Here is an 18,266-nt window from a genome sequence, read left to right on the forward strand (position 1 = left end):
AAAGCAAGAAAGAGAGCCTTGATTCAGGCTCTCTTTTTCGTTTCCTTTTCTTTCTCCGGTTTATTGTATTCCCGGGATATGCTGAGCAGAATGCCGAGGCTGGCCAGCGTCGTCAGCATCGAGGTGCCGCCATAGCTGATTAGCGGCAGTGTGACGCCGGTCATCGGAATCGTATTGGTGACGCCACCCATGTTGATGAACGCCTGAATGCCGATCATTCCGACGATCCCCACGCCGAGCAGCATCCCGAACGTATCCTGACAGCGGAGCGCTACGATCAGCCCTCGCCATAGAAAAGCGAGATAAATCAGCAGAAAGAGCGATGTGCCAATAAATCCGAGCTCTTCGCCAATGATGGCAAAAATAAAGTCGTTGTGCGCCTCCGGCAAATAATGCAGCTTCTGCACGCTTTGCCCGAAGCCGGCGCCCGTCAGGCCGCCGTGTCCGAACGCATACAGCGATTGCAAAAGCTGAAAGCCGCTTCCCTGCGGATCCTTGTTGGGGTCCCAATAAGCCGTGAACCGCGCGAAGTGATGACTGGTCCCGTCCGTGACGATATAAAAAATCATGCCCACCATGGTCAAGAAAACGGCTCCGCCGGCGCCCAAATAAAATACATGCTTGAGCTGCGCTCCGCCGACAATAATGATCAGCATGGCGCACAGGACCAGCACCATCGTGGAACCGAGATCGGGCTGCATCATAATCAGTGCGGAGATGAAACCGATGACGACGAGCGGCGGCATAAGTCCCCGTTTGAAGTCCTGAAACCGGTCGCCTTTTTTGCTGATAATCGAAGCCAAATAAACGATAATCACAAGCTTGGCGAATTCGGTCGGCTGCAGGGAGAAGCCGAATAAATTAAGCCAGCTCGTAGCGCCGTTCTTATCTTTACCGACAAGCGGAACGAGCAGAAGGAGCACCGAAACGACGAAAAGAGCCGGTACGACCCATTTCTGAATTTTCCGGAAATCCACATTCATGCAAAAAAACATAACGACCGTACCGAGACCGGCAAATATCGCCTGCTTCGACGCCAAGAACCAGGGATTGCTAGCTCTATACGCCATGCTTGCGCTAAAAACAAACGCCAATCCGAAGCACACGAGCGAAAACGTCAAGAAGAGCAGCAGAAAATCAGGCGTTCCTCGTCGCGGGGCACTCATAGGGCCTCCGTCTACTGAGTCAGCTTGACTTTCAGTTCAGCGAGCTTTCCGCTAGCCGTTTTCATAATGTAGTCCGGAATGGCGGCCTGATAGTTGACGCCGTGCGGGAACGTCGCTTGACCGATGTAAACGTCCTCGACATAAAGAATGGCATAAGGCGATTCCAGCTTTCCGGATTCTACGCGGGTATTGATGCGCAGGAAATAATCGTTCGTGGATTCGCGATCCGGCAATTGCAGATCGTACGTCGCGCGGTAGTATTCCCATTGCCAACGCACGAAGCCGAGCTGCTCCATCACTTCGTCCAAATGCGCAAGGTCGCTTTTTATCCCTTTAATTCCGCTATTTTCAATGATCACAACAAAACCCTCCTAGAAATATGTACCTCGACTCTACGGTAAACCCTTTATTCATGATAGTATGTTTCCCTTTCTTGTGCAAGCCTAATGCACGGAGGGAAATTGCCTGCCCGAATAAAGTTGTGAAATTCTTGTGACACATGGATGAAACCGTTTAAAGGATTTGATAAAATGATACTACATTTCAGCGATCGCTAATTTGAATGCGCCGGACAGCGGCAAGAGGAGACGGAGGGGTACCCTATGAAATCGATAGAAGAAACGCTGCAAGCGTCAGTGCCCGATATGATCGCTTGGCGCCGCTATTTGCACCGCCATCCCGAGCTTTCGTTCGAAGAATCGAAGACTGCGGCTTTTGTCGCGGACTTGTTGAAGCAGTGGGGGCTGGAGGTTCGGACGGGCGTAGGCGGGCACGGGATCGTAGCCAAGCTGCGCGGAGCATCGAACGGGCCGACGGTGGCGCTGAGAGCCGATATGGATGCGCTGCCGATCCAGGATGAAAAAAGCTGCGAATACGCATCTTCGGTGCCGGGGGTGATGCACGCCTGCGGCCATGATGCCCATACGTCCGCTTTGCTCGGCGTCGCCAAAACCCTTAGCAGCCACCGGGAAGCGTTTAGCGGCAGCATCGTATTTATTTTTCAGCCGGCGGAAGAGATGACCCCGGGCGGGGCGCTGGGGATGATCGAGGAAGGCGCGCTCGACGGGGTCGATGTCATTTATGGCATTCACTTGTGGACGCCGTTTGAGGTCGGTGCGGCTTATTGCAAGCCCGGTCCGATGATGGCGGCGGCGGATGAGTTTGTGATCGAGATCAAAGGAAAGGGCGGCCACGGCGGTCTGCCTCATGAGACGGTGGACAGTGTATATGTCGCCTCGCAGCTGGTTGTCAATTTACAATCGATTGTGAGCCGCAGTACCGACCCTACACAGCCCTGTGTCGTTACCGTGGGATCGATCCACAGCGGTACGAGCTTCAACGTGATTGCCGAATCCGCTGTGCTTAAAGGGACGGTCCGGACTTACGATTCCGCTTTGCGCATGCAGGTGAAAGAGCGGCTGGAGACGATCGTAAAGCAGACATGTCTGATGAACGGAGCAGCCTATACGCTCGATTACAAGCTTGGTTATCCTCCCGTCATCAACGATGCGAAGGAAGCGGAACGGTTTTACCGCGCCGCTGCACGGGCTATGGGCACGGAAGGCGGACGGACCGCGCCGCTCATTATGGCCGGGGAAGACTATGCCTACTACCTGGAAAAAATTCCAGGCTGCTTTATGTTCGTGGGCGCGGGCAATAAAACGAAGGGCGTCGTCCAACCGCATCACCATCCGAAATTCGATATTGACGAAACGTCGATGGAACATGCGGCCCGGTTATTCATCGCCATGATCCAAGATTATATGAAGGAAAATGGGGGAAGTGTTTGACCGCGTCTCCGGGGAAGTAACACCGGGCGGGACGAATGGGAAGCCGGGGGAAAGGGAATTCTAAGCGTGCAGCGGCCTGGGGACTTTCTTGTCTTCGATGAAAAATTTGGCGGAGAGTTTCGGCAACAGGCTGCCAATTCCTTTTCTCAGGAGGGTGTTTTTGCCATGAGTACAAGAACGCTTCGGGAAATTATGACGACGGATTGTGCAACGGTTACGTTGAAGGATAACGTATACGAGGCAGCCGTTAAGATGAAGCAGGAGGATACGGGCTTTATTCCCGTCGTTGAAGGGAAGAAGCTGATCGGCGTATTGACGGACCGGGACCTTGTGATTCGCGGCTATGCGGATAAGCGGGAAGGCTCCGCGGCGATTAAGCAGGTAATGAGCGACAGAGTCGTCTCCGTGCCGCCCGAGACGACGGTGGACGAAGCGGCCAAAATTATGGCTAAAGAACAAATCCGCCGGCTGCCGGTGGTGGAGAACGGCGAGTTGGTCGGGATCGTATCCATCGGAGACCTGGCCGTCCGCGACAAGTTCGAGGATGAAGCGGGCGAAGCGCTCAGCCAAATTTCCGAACAGGATAAGCAAACGGTGCACTAAACCACAATCGTTCTTTCGTCCGACAGGCCGGAGGAACGATTTTTCTTATTGTTTTGTTCACGTGTGCATTGTATAATGAAGGAGTCGAAAAGAAGGTTAATTTAGGCAATGACCTATCACGAGAGGCGGGGAAACGATGAGCAAGGTACGATTCGGACTTATCGGAATCGGCAATATGGGGAAGGGCCATGCGAATTATTTTGCCAAAAATGAAGTGGCCGGAGGCGAGCTGACTGCCATTGTGGATACGAATCCGGAGCGTTTGGAATGGGTTCGCCAGCAGTATGGAGACCGGTTCCAGCTGTTTGAAAATCTGGATTTGTTTTTTGCTTCGCAAGCCTTCGATGCCGTTCTCATCTGCACGCCGCACTACGATCATCCGGGCTTAGCGATTGCGGCATTCGAGCACGGCTATCATGTGCTGGTCGAGAAGCCGGCAGGCGTCTACACGAAACAGGTTCGCGAGATGAACGAGGCTGCCGCCCGGTCCGGAAAAGCGTTCGGCATCATGTACAATCAGCGCACGAACCCGTTGTACCAAAAGCTGCGCGATCTCGTCTCCACCGGAGAGCTTGGCGAAATCCGCCGCACCAATTGGATTATCACGAATTGGTACCGTTCCCAAAGCTACTACGATTCCGGCGGCTGGCGGGCGACCTGGGCGGGGGAAGGCGGAGGCGTTCTGCTTAACCAAGACCCGCACCAGCTCGATTTGTGGCAGTGGACGATCGATATGATGCCTAAACGGGTGCGTGCGTTTTGCCATTTCGGAAAATACCGCAATATTGAAGTGGAGGATGACGTGACCGCTTATGTGGAATACGAGAACGGAGCGACCGGTTTGTTCGTGACGACGACCGGCGAAGCCCCGGGTACGAACCGGTTCGAAGTGAGCGGCGACCGCGGCAAAATCGTCATCGAAGACGGCAAGCTGACGTTCTGGCGGCTGCGGGTGCCGGAGTCCGAGTTCAACCGCGATTTCAAGGGCGGTTTCGGTGCGCCGGAATGCTGGAAATGCGAGATTCCGGTAGGCTCCTCGGAAGGGGCGCAGCACAAAGGGATTACGCAAAATTTCGTCGATCACATTTTGCACGGTACGCCGCTGCTGGCGCCGGGAGAAGAAGGGATCAAAGGACTGACCCTTTCGAACGCAATGCATCTGTCCTCATGGACCGACAATTGGGTCGATCTTCCGATCGACGAAGACCTGTATTATGAAAAGCTGCAAGAACGGATTCAAAGCTCCACGTATAAAAAAGAAACCCGCAAGCTGGACCATATGGATGTCAGGGGAACTCATTAATTTAATAAAGGATGTAATCGGCCACAAACGAAACGGTCCGGACGAACGCGCCCGGACCGTTTTTGTTTCAGTCAAGATTTATTTATTGTCGGCCCACAGCCCTTTTTTCTTGCTGCGCGCCTCCCGCTCCAGCTTGACGAAGCTGTCCTGGAACATCACGTTAGGCGGTATGGTCATCGTATTGGCGTAGCCTTCGCGGATCAGCGTTTCGTTAAACATCGCGGGCTCACCTTGAATGAAGACATACCGGAGAAGCCGCCCGTACTTGTCTTTATCTCCTGCGTCCGCAAAGAGGTAAACCGTTTTGCCGGTCAGCTTCGATTTCGTGAATTGACTGGCTTCCTTTCCGTAATGTTCGACAGGACTGTTCGGCTTCACGGTTTCAGGCGTGTTGACTCCGATTAAGCGGACTTTGTCCCCCGACTTCGTCTCGAACGTATCGCCGTCGACGACACGCTTGACCTCCATTACCGTCATTTTATGGTCCTTCAATGCGGGATACTGCTTCAAGATTTCCTTGGCGAAGGCGTCGCCGTCCGCCCCTGATTTCGAGCAGGCCGCAAGCAGCAGTACGATTGCAAAAATGAGCAGCCCCGCTACCGATTTTCTCCCCATGCTTCCCATGACTCCATACTCCTCTCTCATTTTTCCAACCACAAAAAGGCACGTCGTCTATTGTAGAGCTTCCCGCTCCTTGTTGCAAATGAGGCAGAGGCCGGATTTACCGCGGATGTTTAAATCCCCCTTGCAACCCTCATACTAAAACTGACAGCTACAAGTGGAGGGATCGGTAGATGACATTTCATAAAGACCGCCCATTGATCGTGCAAACCGACTTTTGCGTGCTGCTTGAAGTCCGGCACCCGGCTTTCGAAGAAGCGCGGGCCGGACTCGCCAAGTTTGCGGATCTCGTCAAATCCCCGGAAAACATTCATACGTACCGCATGTCGTCGCTTTCCCTCTGGAATGCCGCGGCGGCCGGGTTAACATCAGAGGAGATTATCGGCTTCTTGGACCGCCATGCAAAATTCGGCGTTCCAGCGGCCGTAAAACAAGATATCCGGCGTTTCGTCGAGCGGTACGGTCTTGTTCGCATGGAAAGGCTGGGCGACGACTTGCTTCTCATCTCGGAAGACGTGGAAGCGATCAAGGAGATGGTTTCTTTCCGTTCCTTGCGGTCGTACGGGCTGTGTCAGGTCGATACGCAGACGCTTCGCTTTTCCGCCCGGTATCGGGGGCTTCTGAAGCAGGAGCTCGTTAAGCTCGGCTTCCCGGTTGAAGATCTGGCAGGCTACAGCCGGGGCGAATCGCTTCCGATCCAACTCCGCACGGTAGAGGCCGGAGGGCAGGCATTCGAGCTGCGGGAATATCAGCGGTCGGCGGTCGATTCCTTTTATCGGGAAGGGAGCATGCATGGAGGCAGTGGTGTGTTGGTTCTGCCCTGCGGCGCCGGGAAAACGGTAATCGGCATCGCCGCAATGGGAAAGTTAAACTGCGCGACGCTGATTTTGACGTCAAACAGCACTTCGGTTCGGCAGTGGAAAAGGGAAATATTGGACAAAACGAACGTTACGGAAGACTTGGTCGGCGAATACACGGGAATGCAAAAAGAAGTGCGCCCGATTACCGTGGCCACCTATCAAATCCTGACGTACCGCAAATCGAAGGATGATCCGTTCGTCCATATGGACCTGTTCAACAAACGCGACTGGGGCCTGATCGTTTACGATGAGGTGCATTTGCTTCCGGCTCCGGTGTTCAGGGTTACGGCCGACATTCAGGCGACGCGCCGGCTTGGCTTGACGGCGACGCTGATCCGCGAGGACGGACGGGAGGAGGATGTGTTCTCGCTGGTCGGGCCCAAGCGCTATGAGATGCCGTGGAAGGAGCTGGAGACGCAAGGCTGGATTGCCTCGGTCGAGTGCGTCGAGATCCGGGTTCCGATGGCGGACAAAGAGAAGGAAGCCTATCTTGCCGCAGCGCCAAGACAGAAAATGCGGGAAGCCAGCGTGAACCCGGGCAAGCTGAAGGTTGTCCGCGAGCTGCTGGACAAGCATAACGGCGAGCAGATTTTAATTATAGGCCAATATTTGGAGCAGCTTCGCCAGCTAGCGGAAGCTACGAAGCTTCCGATGATAAGCGGCGAAATGCCTTATGAGGAGCGGGAAGCGTTGTATTCCGGCTTTCGCGGCGGGACGGTTCCGGCGCTGATCGTATCCAAGGTAGCCAACTTCGCGGTCGATCTGCCCGATGCAACGGTGGCGATTCAAATATCGGGAAGCTTCGGTTCTAGGCAGGAGGAGGCGCAACGGCTTGGACGGATATTGCGGCCCAAGGCGGGCACAAACCGGGCGGTCTTCTATACGCTCGTCAGCGAGGATACGAAAGAACAGGAGTTCGCGCTTAATCGGCAGCTGTTCTTGATCGAGCAGGGCTACCGCTACCGGATCGAATGGGCGGACGGTTCGAAGGAGGCGGTCTCGATATGAATTATTCGCAATTGCTGGTGCGGATGCCCCGCGAGCTGAAGAGCAGGCTGGAAGCCGAAACGGTCTATGCTCCGTGGCTTGGCCAAGGAGCATCGCTTGGTCAACTTTGGACTGACCCTGTCGTGATGGAGACCGTCTGCAACCGGCTGAGTCGTTCCGAGCGTACGGTGCTTGAGGCGATTGTGCGGCGGATCGGCTGCGAGCCGTTTGACGATGCGGAATTGGAGCGGGCGGCAGCCGGTCCCTTGTCCGGGGCCGAGGTGAAAATGGGTCTGGCCGGATTGCTTCGCAAAGGCATCGTATTTTCGTTTCTCAAAACATGGGGAGAGCATCTGTATTTAATGCCCGAGGACGGATTTGCCTGCTGGCAAGACGTTCTATTTCCCGACTTGCCCTCCGGGCTAGGCGAAGCGCCGGGAAGCGCAGGATTGAGCCCGGTTCCTGCCTTCCCCGGCGAGCCGAACCTGGCGCACGATCTGTTTCATTCGCTGGTGTTTGCCGCGGAACAAGGGCTTAAGCTGACTAAAAACGGAACTTTGCACAAAAAGCAGCTTCAGAAATTGTCCGAACGGGTTCGGCTTCCGGAAGAGGCTCTCGAGCCGCTTTCGTTGAAATATGCGTATGCCGATACGTATTCCCCGAAGATTGCGTTGGTGCTGGATATGCTTCTGCGGTTGCAGCTTATCGTTTCGGAAGACGAACAGCTTAAGCTGGGCGTCGAAGCGGTAGCCGTTTTTCTGGATCAGCCGCTGGCTGCGCAGATGCGCCGTTTGTACGGGCTTTGGAAAACGCTGGCGCTTCCTGCCGCTGCTTGGCTGCAGCATGCTGTGCTCCTTCTGGAGCGCGTAAACGAGGGAACATGGATAACGGCGGAGCAATTGCTGGGTCGGTTGGAGGCGTTCGGTCTACTGCCTGGGACGTTAGAGGGCGGGGAAAGGGCCGAGCGTACCCGGTATTTGCTCAGGCTGTGGCTGGAGCCGCTCGCTGCGCTGGGCTTTCTGGAACAAAGCTCCGATCCGATCTGCGGGCCGGGCGCCTACCGATGGACGTTTCCGCTTGGTTTGCGGGACAAGTCGGCCGGGGAGGATGAAGCGGAAGACGGCGGCTTTATGGTTCAGCCCGATTTTGATATCCTGGTACCGCCGGATGTCGCGGGTAAAGTGCGCTGGGAGCTGTGCTGCCTGGCCGATCTGGTGACGCGGGATCAGGTAAGTGTCTATAAATTGTCGAAGGAAAGCGTCAAGCGGGCTCTGGAGAATGGCCGTACGGCTGCGGAAATATGCGATTTTCTGGAGCGTCACGCGCTTTACGGCGTGCCGGATCATGTCCGGTTAAGCATTGGGCAGTGGGCGAAGCCGTACGGCAAAACCGTCTTTACCCAAGCGCTGCTGCTTCGCTGCGCCGATGATGAAACCGCCCGAACGGTAACCAAGCTGCCTGCCGCTTCCCCTTACGTGAAGGAAATGCTGAATGGGCGGGATTTTCTTATTGCGGCCGCAGACGCAAAGCCGCTTGCCGTTGTTTTGGAAAAAGCGGGCTTTATGCCCGGACTGCCCGCTATCCCGGCGGCGCAAACGGGAATGCATGGGGAAACGAGCTCAAGCCGCTTCCCGAAGTTGTCCGCCGAACGGACCGCATCCGTGATGAAGCTGCTTTCCGTCGAGCCGGTGGACAAAGGGCTTATTTACTCAAGAAATTCCGTCGCTTTCCTCAGACTGCAGACACGCCTGCCGGAAGCCTCCGACGTTTATCCTTCTTTGCAGGATATTCCTCCGACGTGGCTCCGGGATTATCGTAACTATCATTTATCGACGCGCAAAGAAATCGTCGAAAAGGCGATCGAGATGCGTTCGGTGCTGCAAATCCGCAAAAATGGCACCGATTTTCGCATCGTTCCACGCAAAGTGCAGGAAACGCGGGGAACCTGGTGCATGACCGGACTCGGTCTATCCGGCGGCGCGCAGGACGAAACGTCGGAGGTACGCTGGCTGGCGGAGGAGTGGCAGGAAATGAGGCTGATACTTCCCGGGATAAACGATAAATATTAATTCAGCACGACCGTCCTCAAGTATGGTATGATAAACATGTCTGACATGGTCTGACGAATCATAGCCCGATTGAAAGGACGGTGCTGCCGCATGGCGGTAACGGAGACGCATACGCTCGATATGTCTGCTATACTGCTTGGATCGTATGAGCTGGCTGACCGCATCAAGTTCTCCGCGGAAACGGCGGATTATTTATATTGGAAACATCGCAAGGATGCCGACGAGGAAGTTCGGCAGTTGGTGAAGGAGTTTCTCAAAGCCAAGGAATTGTTCGAGGAGTGCGAACGCTTCGGGCATTTTCATCCGAATTATCATGAGGCGCTTGACCGGGTCAGGGCGGTTCAGGAGCGGCTTGATGCCGTAGAATCCGTCCGGCGCTTCAAGGAAGCGGAGAAACGGTTGGACGACTTGCTGCACGATGTGTCGGAGATCATTGCGCGTTCCGTATCGGATACGATCAAGGTGCCTTCGAACGATCCGCTTGCAGCAGGGGGAGGCTGCTCCTCCGGAGGAAGCTGCAGCGGCAAGTGCGGTTAACAAGCGATAAAACGGGCCCGGGGATATCCCGGGCCCGTGCTTTAGACGCGATGAAGTCGGAAGACCGGTCGGACGATGCCGACCTGATCGCCGCGGCGGTTGTTCACCGCCGGGTGGTGGAAGCTGGCAAGCTGCGCTGCCTCTTCGGCGCTAAGCAAACCGAGCTGGAGCAGCGATTCGGCGGCAGCGGGATAGATTGCTCGCTGGGCCCCGTCTTCGATTTTGACGGCAATGCCGATGCCCTGCTCGGGCACGGTGGCCGCATACAAGCCCTCGGCCCCCATTTTGCCGATGATGCGGCCTTGCGTCAGCTCGGCGAGGCGGGTATCGAATCTTTCGCTGCCGGCTACATAGAACGGCGCTTGCCGAATCGCTCCGATGATCTTACGGCAAGCCTCCGCGCGCTCCGGAAACAGATCGTCCGGCCGCCCGAGCCGCGCGTAAGCGAATGCGAGCGAGGCCAGCGGGACGGCGAATACGGGCACTCCGCAGCCGTCGGTTCCAAGCGTAATGCTTTCCGGCGGGACCCCGCACATGTCGGCGACCGTCCGGAGCATTTTTTGCTGGACAGGATGCTCGGGTGCGATATACTGTTGTATAGGAACATTCATAAGCTTCGCGAGCGCCAGCATGCCGGCGTGCTTGCCGGAGCAGTTGTTATGAAGCTGTCCGGGTTCGCGCCGCTCCCGCTTTATCGCATCGGCCGCGGGCTTATACATCGGCTCCTGCGGGCCGCAGCCTAGAGCGCTTTCATCCAGTCTCAGCTTTCGTAAAATCTCCAGAGCGGTTGCCGCATGCTCCGGTTCCCCTCCGTGCGAGGCGCAAAGCAGTGCCGTCTCGGATGGCGTCAGCCCAAACCGTTCGCTTCCGCCGGCTTCCAGGAGCGGGATAGCTTGCAGCAGCTTGGCGGTCGAGCGGGTAAACGTGTAAAATTCCGGATTCCCGGCATACGCCAGCAGTTTCCGCTCGTGATCCACAACGGCGATATGGCCACGGTGTACGCTTTCGGTCATCGATCCGCGGGAGATTTCGACTAACAATTCATTTTCCGGTGTATCCATCGTTCATCGGTCCTTTCCCGATCCTATTGCAAACAGAAAGAAGGTCATTGTCCATGTTTACCGAGCGAAGCGGCATTATTGTCTGGGTAAGCGATTTGAAAGCGGCCGGCAAACATTTGGAGAAATATGGGAATGTCCATTTTATTTCCAAAAGACTGCACTATGCCGCGATGTACGTTTATTCCAGCCGTCTGGACGAAACGATGAAGCAGCTTCAGAAGCTGCCGTTTGTAAAAAAGGTGGAACGTTCGTATCGTAACGAGATCAAAACCGAGTATAATAGTAACGTTCCGGATAAGACAAGATTCTATTCCATTTAACACGCAGCAAGTATATGAATATAGCTTACGAAAGGAAAAGAGCTTCTGTGCGCGGAAGCTCCTTTCCTTTTTTGGCATGTGCGCCTTAGGCAAGCAGTAAGTTCTGGCTCCGGTTTCTAAAGTTTTTTTAATTTGATTCCTGGGTTGGAATAAGGCAAAATAATAGGTAGATTCATGTGTACATAGGGTAACGGAACTATTTTTGTAGGAAAGGGGTTGGGAAGTTGAACGGAGGAAAAGTCGACGGCCGGGAACGAAAAAACGTATCGCGCGACGGGTTGCTTAGAGGCAGGCCGATTGCGGATATCGTCGTCACCCATCACGCTCGCAGCCGATGGGTCGATCGGGTGGAAACGGAGAAGACGGGCTTTCACGACATTACGGCTTTTTTGTGGAGCAAGCTGAAGTCGAACTCGATCCAACCCTACTACAAAAACGAGCAGGATGTTTACCTGATCGATGAGGATTTGGTCATGGTCGCCGAATTTGTCAAGATGGACACAACGGAATCGGTAGGGGAACCGGAGGCGTACAAAATGATCGTCGTCACGTTCCTCGGGAGGATGTCGGAGACGATAGAGCTGCGGGATTTGCGCTCCTACTATTCCTGGCTTCGCCATTCGCGGCGCATGACGCTGATCAAGAACAGCCGTAAACGAAGATAAGCTGTAAAGATTCAAGCATGCCGGGGGGCGGCATGCTTTTTTGGCGCTTTCCCGCCCACAAGAAAACCTACCTCTAACCCGCGGTCGCCCATCCGTGAATAGCTTCGCTCGAGGTTTTCTTAACGGTCGGGAAAGCAGCAGTTTTCGGCGAAGCCGAACGCTTTCCCGCCCACAAGAAAACTTACCTCTAATCCACGGTCGCGCATCCTCGAATAGCTTCGATCTGGGTTTTCTTATATAATGAGGCTACAACGCTTGCGGAGGAGTCGTTATGGCGCTTAACTTTCACCAGCTTCATATATTTCATACCGTTGCGGAGAAGGGGAGCTTCTCCTATGCTGCGCAGGCGCTGCATATGACACAGCCGGCGGTGACGATGCAGGTGCAGTCGCTTGAGGACTATTTCGGGACGAAGCTGTTCGTGCGGTCAACCAAGCGGGTCGAGCTGACCGAAGCGGGCCGGACGCTGCTGCCGTTTGCGTCCCGGAGTATTGAGCTGATGAGGGAAACGGACATCCGGATGTCCAAATTCACGCATATGCTGGAAGGACGGCTGCATCTGGGAGCGAGCTTAACGGTGGGGGAATACGTGTTGCCCCGGCTGCTCGGACCGTTCGGGCAAGAATATCCGAACATCTCCGTCAGCATGAAGGTCATCAATACGAAGCAAATTTTGGAGGAAGTGCTGAGTCATCAGCTGACCTTCGGCTTAGTGGAGGCCGAGGTGGATCATCCGGACGTGCATACGGAAGCCGTGTTGAATGACGAATTGAAGCTGATCGTGCCGAGACATCATCCGCTTGCCGAACTTGAGCATATCGGAATGGAGGAGCTTGCAAAATATCCGTTTATTTTGCGGGAACAGGGGTCGGGAACGCGCAAGGTAATGGAGGAGGAGTTAGCCCGGGCCGGCTTCGATGTGTCCAATCTGAAAATCGTGATGGAGCTTGGCAGCACGGGGGCGGTGAAATCGGCCGTAGAGGCCGGACTTGGCATCTCGATCGTGTCGCAATCCTCCGTCAAGCATGAAGCCGCGCTCGGCGTATTGCAGGTGAAGAACGTCGAAGGGGTTTCCTTCGCCCGCAGCTTTCATGCCATTTACTTAAGCTCTACGCTGCTCCCTATCTCGGCCGTGACCTTCATGACCTTTTTGCGGGAGCGCGATTTAAGCCAGTGGTTATAACAGACTTGTTTGAGAAAAAAAAGGGAGGCCTGTGGTTCTATGGCATTTGCAGATTTACATACGCATACGCTGGCCTCAGACGGTACGAGGCCGCCTGCCGACAATGTCCGGCTGGCCGCCGAGGCGGGGCTCGCAGCGGTAGCGATCACCGACCATGATACGGTGGGCGGACTCCGGGAGGCGATGGAAGCGGGCTTGAAGTACAGCATCGCTGTCGTGCCGGGCGTGGAGATCAGCACTGTCTATGCCGGACAGGACATTCATGTGCTCGGCTATTGGATCGACGATACGGACCCTCAGTTTCTGGCAAGGCTTGCAGAGCTGAGAGAAGTGCGCAACCGGCGCAACGAGATGATTGTGAACAAGCTTCAGGAACTGGGACTGTCCGTCACGATGGACGACGTGCTCGAATCGCTGCGGACCTCGAAAAAAGCGGGTGACACCGTAGGCCGTCCGCATATCGCCGATGCATTGGTGCGCAAAGGCTATGTAAGCTCGATGGCCGAAGCGTTCGACCGGTATTTGGCCAAAGGGGCGGCGGCCTATGTAAATCCGCCCCGCATCACGCCGCAGCAGGCGGTGGAGTGGATTCTGGAGGCCGGCGGGGCTCCGGTGCTGGCGCATCCGGGACTGTACGGGCAGGACGAGCTGATCCCGCTGCTTGCGGCAGTTGGGCTCGTCGGTGTGGAAGCATTTCATTCCGACCATACCCCGGAGCAGGAAACGCATTATGAAGCGTTGGCTGCCGAGCACGGTTTGTTGGTAACGGCGGGATCGGATTACCATGGCGAACGGGGCGGCGTCGTGTTCCATGCGCCGATAGGGGCGCGCCGCGTCGCCGCGGGCGTCGTAGACCGGCTATTCGAACGGAGGGGGATGCGGTCATGACCGTACGCAAAGCGATTATTCCGGCCGCGGGTCTCGGTACCCGCTTTTTGCCGGCGACCAAAGCGCAGCCGAAGGAGATGCTGCCGATCGTCGACAAGCCGGCGATTCAGTATATTGTAGAGGAAGCGATCTCGTCCGGTATCGAAGATATTATGATCATTACCGGGCGCAACAAGCGGGCCATCGAAGACCATTTCGACAAATCGGTGGAGCTTGAGACCATTCTTGAAGAAAAAGGAAATCAGGAGCTGCTCGGCATCGTCCAGTCCGTATCGAACCTGGCTGACGTTCATTACATTCGCCAAAAGCAGCCGCTCGGACTCGGTCACGCGGTGCTCTGCGCCCGTAAATTTATCGGCAATGAGCCGTTCGCGGTGCTACTTGGAGACGATATCATTCAATCGGAACCGCCTTGCCTGAAGCAAATGATCGACCTGCACGAGGCGACGAACACGTCGGTGATCGCTTGCATGGAAGTGCCCTGGGACGACGTAGACAAATACGGTATCATCTCGCCCTTGGCAGGGCAGCGTTCGCATCGTTATATCGATGGCTTAATCGAGAAGCCGGAACGCGGACAGGCCCCGTCCAACTGGGCGATTATCGGACGGTATATTCTCACTCCGGATATTTTCGATATACTTGAGCGCAGCGAGCCCGGCCGCGGCGGCGAGATTCAATTGACCGACGCCCTGCAGGTGCTGAACCGGCTGCGGCAAATGGTGATGTTTCCCGTACCGGGCCGGCGTTTTGATGTCGGCGATAAGCTGGGTTACCTCGAAGCGACGATCGAGATGGCACTGGAGCGGGAGGAGCTGCGCGGTCCGTTCGAAAGTTATTTGCGCAAGCGGTTAGGCTTGTAGGAAGACCGTCCTTCTAGCGGAAACGTATCCGCCGAAGGGCGGTTTTTTATTTTGGGATGCTGTTGCACTGTGCCGCCAAAAAAATCGAGCGCAATTGGAAAAAAACGGGTATACTTGAGCTGTAGCTTTAGTCTTGATACGGAATCCTGGACGTAAAGGATAAACGTGGTAGGGAACCGGGATTCATGTACCGGCTGGGAAAGAGGGTGAAATGAATGAACGGTAATCAAGCATTGCAGTACAGGCTGTGTCCGTACGAATCCGGGGGGAAGATCGTCGGAAGGGGGGCGCCGGCCGGAAGGCTTGAAGCGCTGCCGCAAGTTAGACCGGAAGACGGCGAGTTGGAGTCTGTGTATGATGACGAACAGACGCTGCAGCGGATTCTCGGGCTGCTGAACAAAGCATGCGGAATCGACTTCCAGAACTACAAACGAAGCAGCCTCATCCGGCGTATCGAACGCCGCATGGGCAGGCTGAGCCTGGAAGAGATGGAGGATTATGCACGACTGTTGACAGACGAACACGACGAGCTTCGCGCGCTAGGTAAAGATTTGCTTATCGAGGTGACGCATTTTTTTCGCGATCCGCAGGCATTCGAGACCATTCAGAAAAAGGTCATTCCCGCCATCGCAGAAAGCAGGCGGCACGAACGGCATATCCGCGTCTGGGTTGCGGGATGCTCAACCGGCGAAGAAGCTTACTCCCTCGCTATGCTGTTTCATCAATTCAACGAGAGTTCGGCGGAGCCTTATTCGGTCAAAATTTTTTCCACCGATCTGGACAAGGACGCGATCGCTGCGGCCAGTCAAGGCATCTATCCCGAAGCGGCGGTGACAAGCCTGCCGAAACCATGGCTGAGGCGCTATTTTACCCGAAACGGAGACCTGTATCACATCGATAAAGATATTCGCAAGATGGTCGTGTTTGCGCATCACAATATAGTTGAAGACCCGCCGTTCAGCCGCTTGGACCTGATCGCCTGCCGCAATCTGTTGATCTACCTGCAATCCGAGACGCAGCGGAAGGTGCTGTCGACGTTTCATTTCGCGCTTAATCCGGATGGGTTTATGTTTTTGGGACCGAGCGAAACGATCGGCCGGCTCACGCATTTATTTGTCCCATATGACCGCAAGTGGAATATTTTCAGGCAGAAGCTGCCGCCGGGACCGGGGCCCGTGTTCGCAAGCGAGATTGACAGGGGCAACTCTGGCGCTCCCCGGACACGTCCGACGGCAGCGGCAAGGCGGGGGCATCGGAAGTTGAAGGATCTGCAAAGCTTCATGAAAACGGACGAGTTGTATACGGCTTTCGTGGACGAGCACATGCCGCCCTGCATGGTGATCGACGAAAACAACGAAGTGATTCATCTCAGCGGCAACGTGAATCCTTATGTAACGCTGGCGAAGGGAAGGCCGAGCTGGAACATCTACAAAATCGTCGAGGCTCATATTGCAGTCGCGATTGTAACGGCCACGCAAAAAGTCCGCAAAGAAAAGCGCGCCGTTTATTATAAAAACATGAAGGTAAGCGGCTCCGAGCCGTCGTCATCCGTTAACCTGATAGTGAAGCCGTTTTCATTGAAAAACAAAACATTCGACAAGCTGGTACTCGTTTTGTTCGAGAAGCCGGAGCATCCTGACAATCCGGTCCGGTCCGCCGACGAATTCGAAATCGAACCAAACGTTAACCATCGGATGATCGAGCTGGAGCAAGAGCTGCGGCAAGCGGAGGAGTCGCTTCAGGCGACGATCGAAGAGCTGGAGACGTCCAATGAGGAGCTTCAAGCGACCAACGAAGAGCTGGTGGCGGCCAATGAAGAGCTCATGAGCACGAACGAAGAGCTTCAATCGGTGAACGAAGAGCTGGCTACGGTGAACTCGGAATACCGGTTCAAGCTCCAGGAACTGACCGAAGTGAACGACGATATGGACAATTTTTTGACCAGTACCAACATCGGGACGGTTTTCTTGGACACTGGCATGTGCATTCGCCGGTTTACGCCTGCCACCACGAAGGAAATCAACTTGCTTGAGATCGATTACGGGCGTCCCCTCGGACACATCTCGCATAACTTCGATGACGACGGCATTTTAAGCGATGCCCAAAACGTATTGAAGACGCTGATTCCCGTCGAACGGGAGATTCGGAGCCGAAGCGGGCTGTGGTACAGCATGCGCGTCCTGCCTTACCGTACGAACGATCATGTGATCAAAGGCATTGTCCTGACATTCGTGGACATCACGGAGCTGAAATCGGCCAACGAGCAGCTGCTTAAGCTTTCCTACGCCATTGAGCAAAGTCCCTCCGTCACCGTCATTGCCGATGCGGAGGGGAAGGTCCAATACGTGAACCCCAAATTTACGGAAATGACCGAGTTCCAAATGGCCGAGGTGGCGGGAAGTTCCCTTCGCGAGCTGAATCATTGGGACGCCTCTTCAACCTCGTTCGAGGAAATCTGGAGCATGCTCTTGTCTGGACACGAATGGAAGGGCGAGCTGGAATGCCGGCGCAAAAACGGGGCGAATTACTTGGAATCCGTCAAAATTTTGCCGATAAAAGATCGGGATGGCCGAATTATTCATTATCTTAAAATCGCCGAGGACATTACGGAACGGAAGCAAACGGAGGAATTGCTCCGGAAGTCGGAGATGCTGTCGGCCGTCGGCCAGCTTGCCGCCGGCATCGCGCATGAAATTCGCAATCCGCTGACCGCGCTCAAAGGCTTTACCAAGCTGATGGGCTCGGGAGGGCAGCACGGAAACTATTTGTCCATCATGTCGGCCGAGCTGGACCGGATCGAAGAAATCGTCGGCGAACTGCTCGTACTGGCGAAGCCGCAGGCAGCCGACTTTTTGCCGAAATCCGTGGCTTCGATTCTGCATGACGTCATTATGCTGCTCGAAACGCAAGCCATCATCAGCAAGGTGGCCATTGACACGGACATCGAGGACGAACTTCCGCTGGCAAGCTGCGTAGAAAACCAGTTGAAACAGGTATTCATCAACGTGCTGAAGAACGGAGTGGAAGCGATGCCCGGAGGTGGTACGTTCCTCGTCAAGGTGGAAAAGTCGGAGCGGGGCAGCATACGCATCAGTTTTATCGACCAGGGCTGCGGCATTCCGGAGACCAAGCTGGCGAAGCTGGGAAAACCGTTTTATACGACGAAAAACAAAGGAACGGGTCTCGGGCTCATGGTCAGCTACAAAATTATTGAAAACCATCGCGGGTCCATGACCATAACGAGCAAGGAAGGGATTGGAACGACGGTCGTTATTGAACTTCCCGCGGTGCCGTAAATGAAAAGCACCTGGTCCGCAAGGCTGCGGATTCAGGTACTTTTGCTCGCTGTG

General features: G+C 55.1%; 16 protein-coding genes. 12 read left to right on the top strand and 4 right to left on the bottom strand.

Features of this window, described 5'->3' with window-relative positions; genetic code table 11:
- Window positions 1-23 precede the first annotated feature (23 nt).
- Both ftsW and QJ48_RS15350 read right to left on the bottom strand, forming a co-directional pair.
- Window positions 24-1,166 (bottom strand): putative lipid II flippase FtsW, encoded by a 1,143-nt coding sequence (gene ftsW / locus QJ48_RS15345; protein ID WP_054974444.1) that lies wholly within the window; start codon window positions 1,164-1,166, stop codon window positions 24-26.
- Window positions 1,167-1,177: 11 nt separating this feature from the next.
- Window positions 1,178-1,525, bottom strand: coding sequence for a YugN family protein (locus tag QJ48_RS15350; RefSeq protein ID WP_054974445.1), 348 nt, complete (start codon window positions 1,523-1,525; stop codon window positions 1,178-1,180).
- A gap of 243 nt (window positions 1,526-1,768) precedes the next feature.
- Here QJ48_RS15350 and QJ48_RS15355 point away from each other — a divergent pair, with 243 nt between their 5' ends.
- The 3 genes from QJ48_RS15355 to QJ48_RS15365 all read left to right on the top strand — a co-directional run bounded on the left by QJ48_RS15355 (window position 1,769) and on the right by QJ48_RS15365 (window position 4,862).
- Window positions 1,769-2,956 (top strand): M20 family metallopeptidase, encoded by a 1,188-nt coding sequence (locus QJ48_RS15355; protein WP_054974446.1) that lies wholly within the window; start codon window positions 1,769-1,771, stop codon window positions 2,954-2,956.
- A 165-nt stretch (window positions 2,957-3,121) separates the two neighbouring features.
- Window positions 3,122-3,559: a CBS domain-containing protein gene (locus QJ48_RS15360; RefSeq protein ID WP_054974447.1), complete on the top strand. Its 438-nt coding sequence runs from the start codon at window positions 3,122-3,124 to the stop codon at window positions 3,557-3,559.
- A gap of 136 nt (window positions 3,560-3,695) precedes the next feature.
- On the top strand, window positions 3,696-4,862 hold the full coding sequence (locus tag QJ48_RS15365) for a Gfo/Idh/MocA family protein (protein WP_054974448.1): 1,167 nt from the start codon (window positions 3,696-3,698) through the stop codon (window positions 4,860-4,862).
- 78 nt (window positions 4,863-4,940) lie between these two features.
- Here the strand turns inward: QJ48_RS15365 and QJ48_RS15370 are convergent, their stop codons facing one another.
- A complete protein-coding gene (locus tag QJ48_RS15370; protein ID WP_054974449.1) occupies window positions 4,941-5,486 on the bottom strand; it encodes a thermonuclease family protein in 546 nt (181 codons plus the stop codon).
- A 170-nt stretch (window positions 5,487-5,656) separates the two neighbouring features.
- Here QJ48_RS15370 and QJ48_RS15375 point away from each other — a divergent pair, with 170 nt between their 5' ends.
- From QJ48_RS15375 to QJ48_RS15385, 3 genes are all read left to right on the top strand, one after another.
- Window positions 5,657-7,351, top strand: a complete 1,695-nt coding sequence (locus QJ48_RS15375; protein ID WP_054974450.1) for a DNA repair helicase XPB — start codon at window positions 5,657-5,659, stop codon at window positions 7,349-7,351.
- Window positions 7,348-9,399, top strand: coding sequence for a helicase-associated domain-containing protein (locus QJ48_RS15380; protein WP_054974451.1), 2,052 nt, complete (start codon window positions 7,348-7,350; stop codon window positions 9,397-9,399). The genes QJ48_RS15375 and QJ48_RS15380 overlap by 4 nt, the downstream gene beginning before the upstream one ends.
- A 90-nt stretch (window positions 9,400-9,489) precedes the next feature.
- On the top strand, window positions 9,490-9,936 hold the full coding sequence (locus tag QJ48_RS15385; protein ID WP_054974452.1) for a YlbF family regulator: 447 nt from the start codon (window positions 9,490-9,492) through the stop codon (window positions 9,934-9,936).
- Between the two features lie 41 nt (window positions 9,937-9,977).
- Here the strand turns inward: QJ48_RS15385 and QJ48_RS15390 are convergent, their stop codons facing one another.
- Window positions 9,978-10,997: an asparaginase gene (locus QJ48_RS15390; RefSeq protein WP_054974453.1), complete on the bottom strand. Its 1,020-nt coding sequence runs from the start codon at window positions 10,995-10,997 to the stop codon at window positions 9,978-9,980.
- Window positions 10,998-11,050: 53 nt separating this feature from the next.
- On the opposite strand from QJ48_RS15390, the gene QJ48_RS15395 reads away from it, so the two are divergent.
- From QJ48_RS15395 to QJ48_RS15420, 6 genes are all read left to right on the top strand, one after another.
- Entirely contained in the window at window positions 11,051-11,317 is a 267-nt protein-coding gene (locus QJ48_RS15395; protein ID WP_054974454.1) for a YlbG family protein, read from the top strand.
- A 224-nt stretch (window positions 11,318-11,541) separates the two neighbouring features.
- Window positions 11,542-11,982, top strand: coding sequence for a hypothetical protein (locus QJ48_RS15400; protein ID WP_157261641.1), 441 nt, complete (start codon window positions 11,542-11,544; stop codon window positions 11,980-11,982).
- Window positions 11,983-12,253: 271 nt separating this feature from the next.
- Complete coding sequence (locus tag QJ48_RS15405) at window positions 12,254-13,165, top strand: selenium metabolism-associated LysR family transcriptional regulator (RefSeq protein WP_054974455.1); 912 nt, start codon at window positions 12,254-12,256, stop codon at window positions 13,163-13,165.
- A 39-nt stretch (window positions 13,166-13,204) separates the two neighbouring features.
- On the top strand, window positions 13,205-14,053 hold the full coding sequence (locus QJ48_RS15410; RefSeq protein WP_054974456.1) for a PHP domain-containing protein: 849 nt from the start codon (window positions 13,205-13,207) through the stop codon (window positions 14,051-14,053).
- Entirely contained in the window at window positions 14,050-14,916 is an 867-nt protein-coding gene (gene galU / locus QJ48_RS15415; RefSeq protein ID WP_054974457.1) for a UTP--glucose-1-phosphate uridylyltransferase GalU, read from the top strand. The genes QJ48_RS15410 and galU overlap by 4 nt, the downstream gene beginning before the upstream one ends.
- A 215-nt stretch (window positions 14,917-15,131) precedes the next feature.
- Window positions 15,132-18,212 (top strand): CheR family methyltransferase, encoded by a 3,081-nt coding sequence (locus QJ48_RS15420; RefSeq protein WP_054974458.1) that lies wholly within the window; start codon window positions 15,132-15,134, stop codon window positions 18,210-18,212.
- Window positions 18,213-18,266: the final 54 nt, after the last annotated feature.

It is taken from the genome of Paenibacillus sp. A3, assembly GCF_001399685.1.
Taxonomy (GTDB): Bacteria; Bacillota; Bacilli; order Paenibacillales; family NBRC-103111; genus Paenibacillus_G.